Origin of the sequence: Psychrobacter sp., assembly GCF_035469765.1 — a bacterium.
Lineage (GTDB): Bacteria > Pseudomonadota > Gammaproteobacteria > Pseudomonadales > Moraxellaceae > Psychrobacter.
This window is the reverse complement of sequence record NZ_DATIRM010000145.1, coordinates 1-5,887: the sequence shown is the minus strand read 5'-3', so window position 1 is coordinate 5,887 and position 5,887 is coordinate 1. Positions and strand designations below refer to the sequence as shown.

Sequence of the window (5,887 nt, the reverse complement as noted above, 5' to 3'; positions counted from 1 at the left end):
CAATAGAAAACCCATTAGCAGCAGGTGATTTTTCTGTTGATGTTGATGGCGATGTACGTCCAACTATCAGTGGTGAATACTTTATCGCTAATAACGTTGGTGTTGAACTACTAGCTGCGATCCCATTTCATCATGATTTTACCTTAACTGATTCTTTAAATAATGAGATCACCGGTAGAACTCAACATTTACCACCAACACTTTCATTACAATATCACTTTGACTATGACAATATGCCAATGAACATCAAGCCCTTCGTTGGTGTTGGTGTCAACTATACGACTTTCTTCAAGGAAAAACTTAATCAGCCTGGCGCTGATCTAAAGCTTGACGATAGTGTTGGTATAGCTGGTCATATCGGTCTTGATATCCCATTTGCTGCGACTGAGTCTTTCCGTATTGATGCCCGTTATATGGACATCAAAACTGATGCTACTCTAAATGGTACTGATATTGGCGAAATCGACATTAGCCCTTGGGTTTATGGCGTTGCATTTGTTAAACAGTTCTAATTTAGCAGTATCATAAGCTAAATATAATGAATAAAAAAGCTAGCTGAATTGCTGGCTTTTTTGTGTCTGTCATTTATCTATATTCTGATGAAATAACAGATATAAAAAAGACCATCCGCAGACAGTCTTTTTATTATTCATATTATTTTAAGTAGTCGTAAAACTTATAGCAAAATATGACGAGGATCCGCAAGCAGGGTTGCAACATAGCGCGTAAATACAGCCGCATCAGCACCATTAATTACACGGTGGTCGTATGATAACGACAGTGGCAACATCAAACGCGGCTCAAAAGTTTGCTTTGCAGCATTCCACTTCGGTTGCATAGTGGCTTCTGATGCACCCAAAATACCGACCTGTGGCCAGTTTACCAGTGGCGTAAATGCGGTGCCACCCAAGATACCTTGACTTGATATAGTAAAGCTAGCGCCTTGTAAGTCTTTGGTGCTTAGTTTTTTATCACGGGCTTTGATAGCCAACTCGCCGATTTCAATCGCAATTTTCTTAATGCCTTTTTCGTGAGCATTTTTAATCACTGGCACGATTAAGCCATCATCTGTTGCTACTGCAATACCCATATTCACACTTTTGCGTAAGATAACTTGGGTATTATCATCGCTTAAATGACTATTAAATCGTGGATGCTGAGTCAATGCATAAGCGGTTGCTTTGACGATAAAAGCCAAAATCGTCAGTCCAATACCTTCAGCTTTCATACCACCTTTCAGTTCGCTACGCAGCTGCTCTGTCTCAGTAATATCAGACAAATCAAACTGCGTCACTTGTGGCAAGTAAGTATTGTAATTAAGCTGCGGTATCGATACCTTCTGTAAGCGGGTTAAGTCTTGGGTTTCCGTTTCACCCCAAATCTCAACGTTACTCATATCAGGCAAGCTTGGTAAGCTAGCTCTAGATGCACCGGCTCCAGCAGCTGGCGCGGTTTGTTTGGTCGTTAAGCTTTGTTTGACATGCGCAAATAAATCTTCTTTTAAGATACGCGAATTTAATGCTGAACCCGCTACCGCACTAATATCTACACCCAACTGACGCGCAAGCTTACGGACAGCTGGACCAGCATAGACATCAATCATTTTTTCATTGACTTGTGCTTCGGTCAGCTTATTTTCTGCGCTACTATTGGCACTAGATACAGTGTTAGCAGCTTGTTTAGGCTCAGTGCTTACTTGCTTATCTGCTTTCTGGCTTGAATCAGTTTTTTTATCCGTAGGCGCTGGTTTTGCATCTTGCGACTGCGCGACCGGTGCTTTGGCTTCGCTTGCAGCATCAGCATTATCTGAGCTTTGACCAATGATGACAATAAAGTCTTGACCATTGGCAACCATATCGCCAGTTTGTACCAGTATTTTTTCAACTTTGCCTGCTTGCGGCGCTGGTACTTCAACTGAAGCTTTATCCGACTCAATCAGCAAGATAGACTGATCGGCAGTGACCATATCACCGACACTAACCATAATCTCAGAAACTTGCGCTTCATCGACGCCTAAATCTGGTAGCGCATGAGTGGTTGCTGTTGCTGCTTGTTGAGTAGGCTGAGCGGTATTTAACTCAGCTGACGCCTTATCACTTTGCTCTTCTTTTTGCGTTTCTTCTTGCTCAGCATCACGAGACTTATCTTGAGTGTCAGCAGCAGGTTCTTCTGCACTTTGGCTCTCATCTTGGCTGTCAGTCTCGCTTTCAAGCTCGATTAGCACCATACCTTCACTAACTTGATCACCAATCGCAACGCTGATTTTGGTTACTTTACCAGCAGCAGAGCTTGGCACTTCAACTGACGCTTTATCTGACTCAAGCAAAATAATATTATCGTCTTTTGCGATGACATCACCAACTGCAACCATAATTTCACTGACTTCGGCGCTATCAACACCCAAATCGGGGGCTTTAATTTCCATCCTTGTTCTCCTTGTCTTATGGTTATTATTCTGTGACGTCATCATTATTAAGTAAGGTGGCATCGGCTTTGTCTTCGGCGCGCCCTTCACTGCTTATCTCTTCATCCTCTTCACTAATAAACTCAGGTACCGGACTTGGATTAACATTGTCAGGTGCTGGTGCATCTGGGAAGTGATCATAATAAGGCTGTTGCTGCCATGCAGGTGGCTGATCGGCTTCAATACCAAAGCTTGAAATCGCATCTTTTACCAAGCGCATCTCAACTTCACCTTCATCTGCCAAGCGTTTTAGCGTGGCAACAACGATGTGTGCGGCATCAACGTGGAAGAAGCTACGGAGATTTTCACGAGTATCTGAGCGACCATAGCCATCGGTACCAAGCGTGGTATAAGGACGGTTGTCAGGTAACCAAGCACGGATTTGCTCTGAGTAATTACGCATATAATCTGTTGCGGCAACGACGATACCTTCGTGCGGCGCCAACTGCTCAGTAACCCAAGGTACTATTTCTTCTTCCATCGGATGCAAGCGATTATAATCATCACAAGCCATACCATCACGAGTCAATTCGTTAAAGCTGGTCACACTCCAAACGTTTGAAGTAATATTGAAATCGTCTTTTAGAATTTGTGATGCTTTTTGTACTTCACGTAAGATGACACCAGAACCTAATAACTGAACTTGCGCTGAGCCATTATCTTCTAGTAAATACATACCACGCTTAATGCCTTCCTCTACGCCTTCTGGCATTTCAGGCTGTTCGTAGTTTTCATTCATCAAGGTCAAGTAATAATAAACGCGCTCGCCTTCACCATACATACGGCGCAGACCATCATGCATCACCACTGCCAACTCATAACCAAAGCAAGGATCATAGGTTACGCAGTTTGGTACCACGTTAAATAGAATTTGTGAATGACCATCTTGATGTTGCAAGCCTTCGCCGTTCAATGTTGTACGACCTGCGGTTGCACCGAGTAGGAAACCTTGAGCCTGACAATCGCCTGCCGCCCATGCTAGATCACCAATACGCTGGAAACCGAACATTGAGTAGTAGATATACATCGGAATCATCGGTAACGCATTGACAGAATAACTAGTAGCTAACGCAATCCACGCACTCATTGCGCCCGCTTCATTGATGCCTTCTTCCAACATATGACCATCGAGGGCTTCTTTATAGCCCATCAAGGCTTCACTATCTTCTGGCGTATATTTTTGACCAACTGCCGAGTAAATACCCAACTGGCGGAACATCCCTTCTAGACCAAAAGTACGGGCTTCATCAGGAACGATAGGCACGACGCGATCTTGGATGTCTTTGTTCTTTAGCATCGCTGATAATAGACGCACAAACACCATAGTGGTTGATTGCTCTTTACCGTTACTGCCTTTTAAAACACGATCAAAGATAGACAAATCAGGGATATTTAAAGGAATATGACCACTGCGACGATTTGGCAGATGACCACCCAAGGCTTCACGGCGACCTTTAAGATATTTCATCTCCGCTGAATCTTCTTCAGGGCGATAAAACGGTAGCGTCTCTAATTGCTCATCGGTAAACGGCAAATCAAAACGGTCGCGGAAATACATTAAGGCTTCTTGATCAAGCTTTTTGACCTGATGCGATTTATTCACTGCCTGAGTCTGGGTAGATAGACCATAACCTTTCACGGTTTTGACCAAAATAACCGTTGGTTGACCTTTGGTTTTCATCGCTTCACTAAATGCGGCGTAAACCTTCATAGGATCATGACCACCACGGTTTAAACGTGAGATATCTTCATCGGTCAAGGCATCTGCCATCTCTTTTAATTCAGGGTACTTATTAAAGAAATGCTCGCGAGTAAATTCAGCCGTACGCGCTTCATATAGCTGATACTCGCCATCGACCGTTTCTTGCATACGGTATTTAAGAGCGCCTGAAACATCTTTATCAAGCAGAGTATCCCACTGACCGCCCCAAACAACTTTAATCACCCGCCAGCCTGCGCCGCGGAATACAGATTCTAATTCTTGAATGATTTTACCATTACCACGAACAGGACCATCAAGGCGCTGCAAGTTACAGTTAACCACCCAAATGAGGTTGTCCAATTTTTCACGACCGGCAAGCGAGATAGCACCTAAGCTTTCTGGCTCATCGGTTTCGCCATCGCCTAAGAAGGTCCAAATCTTACGACCTTCTTTTTCAAGCAAACCACGGTTTTCCATATAACGATGGACGTGGGCATGGTAGATCGACATGATAGGACCTAAGCCCATTGAAACCGTTGGGAACTGCCAATAATCAGGCATTAGATACGGGTGCGGATAGCTCGATAAACCTTTACCACCGACTTCACGGCGGAAATTGTCTAGCTGCTCTTCAGTCAAGCGCCCTTCTAAATAAGAACGTGCATAGATACCAGGGGCTGAGTGACCTTGGTAATAAATCATATCACCACCGAAATGATCACTGGCAGCACGGAAAAAGTGGTTAAAACCTGTCTCATAAAGGGTAGCACTTGAAGCGAATGTCGCTAAGTGACCACCCAAATCGTCGTCGTTTTTATTAGCACGCATGACCATTGCCAAAGCATTATAACGAATCAAGGCACGAATTTTGCGCTCGATCGTCAAGTCACCTGGGTACATGGGTTCATCTTCAACGGCGATGGTATTGATATAAGCCGTATCTAAACGGTTAAATGGCAGGCCTTCTTGCACCCCCATATTGTATAAGGCTTTTAATAAGAACTGCGCACGATCTTTATCAGCATGCTTAATCACAGACTCAAAAGCCTGAAGCCATTCCTGCGTTTCGCTGCTATCAGCATCCTTGTAATAATTCATCTTTTTTAATCCTTTTTTATCAGTCATCCCTACATGATGGCAGGGTATTATTAAATCACAGAGTTATACATATTTTCGTAAGCAAACGATTTACCTAATGCCTTCCTTGCAGGATTTTGTCATTCCATTATATATCGTGGGTATTACAAACCAGTTGCGAATAAGCAGTAACTGTACTTTGGCATGGAGGGGGTAAAACAGACATCGCGGTAAAAGTAAACGACAACCGATATGCGACTTTCATCATCAAATGATATTGACTATCCATTATAGGCGTTTATCAACAAATTGTTTATAGCTATAGAGAAATGCCGATATCACAAGTATTTTTAAAATAAATAGTGATTATTTTTTTGAGGTGTTTGGGAGGTTTGTTGGGATTTTTTTGCAATGGATGACAAATATAATATTTAGCAGAAAATATGTATTTGGTCATACTAAAACCACCATTCATCTATTTCCGAAGACTTTTACAAAATTATTTCGTAATATAGTAAGTTAAGTAATATAAACAAATTTTTGATTATATCCATTATTTGTACTTGGATAAATACTTTTAGCAAGTGTCAGTTTATAGAGATAGCAATATGTATCAGACTCAGCGCTTTTCAAAATCAAGAACT

At 42.5% G+C, this 5,887-nt stretch carries 3 protein-coding genes; 1 reads left to right on the top strand and 2 read right to left on the bottom strand.

The window, feature by feature from the left end:
• Window positions 1–512, top strand: a 512-nt coding sequence (locus VLN09_RS04115; protein WP_325243950.1) for an OmpW/AlkL family protein, incomplete at its 5' end; no start/stop codon positions are given.
• Between the two features lie 164 nt (window positions 513–676).
• Here VLN09_RS04115 and VLN09_RS04110 read toward each other — a convergent pair.
• Both VLN09_RS04110 and aceE read right to left on the bottom strand, forming a co-directional pair.
• Window positions 677–2,425 carry a 2-oxo acid dehydrogenase subunit E2 gene (locus VLN09_RS04110; protein ID WP_325243948.1) on the bottom strand — a complete coding sequence of 583 codons (1,749 nt, stop codon included), beginning with the start codon at window positions 2,423–2,425 and terminating at the stop codon, window positions 677–679.
• Between the two features lie 25 nt (window positions 2,426–2,450).
• A complete protein-coding gene (aceE, locus tag VLN09_RS04105) occupies window positions 2,451–5,264 on the bottom strand; it encodes a pyruvate dehydrogenase (acetyl-transferring), homodimeric type (RefSeq protein ID WP_325243946.1) in 2,814 nt (937 codons plus the stop codon).
• Window positions 5,265–5,887: the final 623 nt, after the last annotated feature.